Origin of the sequence: Corynebacterium sp. BF-R-2 (assembly GCF_024586525.1) — a bacterium.
Lineage (GTDB): Bacteria > Actinomycetota > Actinomycetes > Mycobacteriales > Mycobacteriaceae > Corynebacterium > Corynebacterium singulare.
This window is the reverse complement of the sequence record NZ_JAMFTP010000029.1, coordinates 1-1,674: the sequence shown is the minus strand read 5'-3', so window position 1 is coordinate 1,674 and position 1,674 is coordinate 1. Positions and strand designations below refer to the sequence as shown.

Annotated in this window: 1 protein-coding gene; it reads right to left on the bottom strand. The window is 55.0% G+C overall.

Annotation, left to right across the window (positions count from 1 at the left end; genetic code table 11):
- Positions 1-16 precede the first annotated feature (16 nt).
- The gene (locus M5J09_RS13115; RefSeq protein ID WP_257158160.1) at positions 17-1,498 is read right to left on the bottom strand and encodes an IS1634 family transposase; all 1,482 of its coding nucleotides are present in this window, start codon (positions 1,496-1,498) and stop codon (positions 17-19) included.
- Positions 1,499-1,674: the final 176 nt, after the last annotated feature.

The window sequence follows — 1,674 nt, the reverse complement described above, 5'->3', positions numbered from 1 at the left end:
CCTGACTTAGGCCAATTTAGTGCGGAAGTTCGTGGCCGGTGATTGCTTGAATGGTGGCGGTGAGGTCGGGCGGGAGTGGTACGGCGGCGTGAATGGTTTCGTCACCAATGTTGAGTTCGAAGCTGCGGTATTTCTTGAGTGTTCTCACGAGGCGCTTGATGGATTGACCACTGCGGGTCTCCATCAGGTGGGCCACGGCTAGTGCTGCCATCACAATATGGAGATGTGCTGTGATCGAGTCTTGTTTCCTGGCGTAGATTGGGCGTGCTTTCAGGTCTGATTTCGACATCCGAAACGATTTCTCAATGTTGAATAGCCTGCGGTAATGCCCGATAACCTCCTGGGCGGCAAGAGCGGTCAGGTCGGTTTCATAGCCTTTAATTCCGGCTAGGGCTCGGTGTTTGGCAGCAAGAGCGTAGTTGACCTTCTTGTTCGGAGCGGAAAGATCGATATAGCGGTTACGCTTGATAGCGATATCGCCGTCAACAGCCCGTTTAGCTTTTGCGACTTGCTCTTTGATTCCGCGCAGGCTGCGCCTAGCCCGATCGTGGGAGTACTGGTAATGCGTCACCGTATTCGGGGTTGTGTGTTTGCGCCCATCGCTTGCCGAGGCTTGTGTCCAGATCTGGCCGTGGGCGTAGTCTTCACCGGGGTTTTCCCGCCGCCAGGTTTCAATCACCTCTGGCACGGTGGGGGTTTTCACCGACAAAATGTAGTGCAGCCCTGCATCAATGAGTGCTTGTTTGTTCGACGCGGAGAACATCCCCGCATCAGCAACGACGGTGACCTCGTCGAGCTGGTAGGCCTCTTGGAACCGTGTGATCATCGGCAGCATCGTGTGGGTTTCAGCCGAGTTGCCAGCAAACGCGCCAACATGCAATGGAAACCCGGTGGCATCAGTAAGCAGCCCGACAAGGATTTGTGGCTCTACACGGCGTTCCTTGGAAAACCCGGGTTTGCGAAGCTCATCAGGAGTATCGGTTTCAAAGTACAAGGTGGTCACGTCGTACAAGATGAATGCGCCTGGCCCAATACCTGCATGATGGGCCAACACTTGGGTTAGTGTCTCCCCAAACGATTCGGTCGCGAAGGTGGGAAGACGCCTCTGGATAGTGCGGTAGCTTGCGCTGGTGATGCCAACCTCGGCAAGAGTCTCGATGGAATCCAGCTTTGAGCCGGGATGGATGATCCGGGCACGCACCAGATCGCGAAACACCGGATCATCACCGCTTGCTGCAGCAAGGCCTAACTCGTTGAAACACGCATCAATACAGTCCAGCAAGTATCCGGCACGCTGACCGACTACCGGCAGCGGGTTGGAAACGCTGCCTGTTGCCGGTGGGATGTGTTTCACCTCGCCGAAGTCCATTGCGAGTTGGTCACCATCGACGATGCGTTGAGCTTCAGCTCTTAAAAGCGCAAGCTCAGACTCTGAATGTGCTGAGCCGATATGCTTCATCCTTTTCGCACCTTTGCGTTCAGAGAACACCACCTGCACCGCCGTCGCCCCAGAAGCGGTCTTGACGGTGCGAATATAAGGACTCACAAAAATCAGACTACTGAACACCCCCGGCACTACCCACTTAGTGCGGAAAAATTCCTCCCCGCCGATGAAAACCAACAGGTAACAGTGTCAAGAGTGACGTTACTCACCCACCCATGACCTAAGTCAGG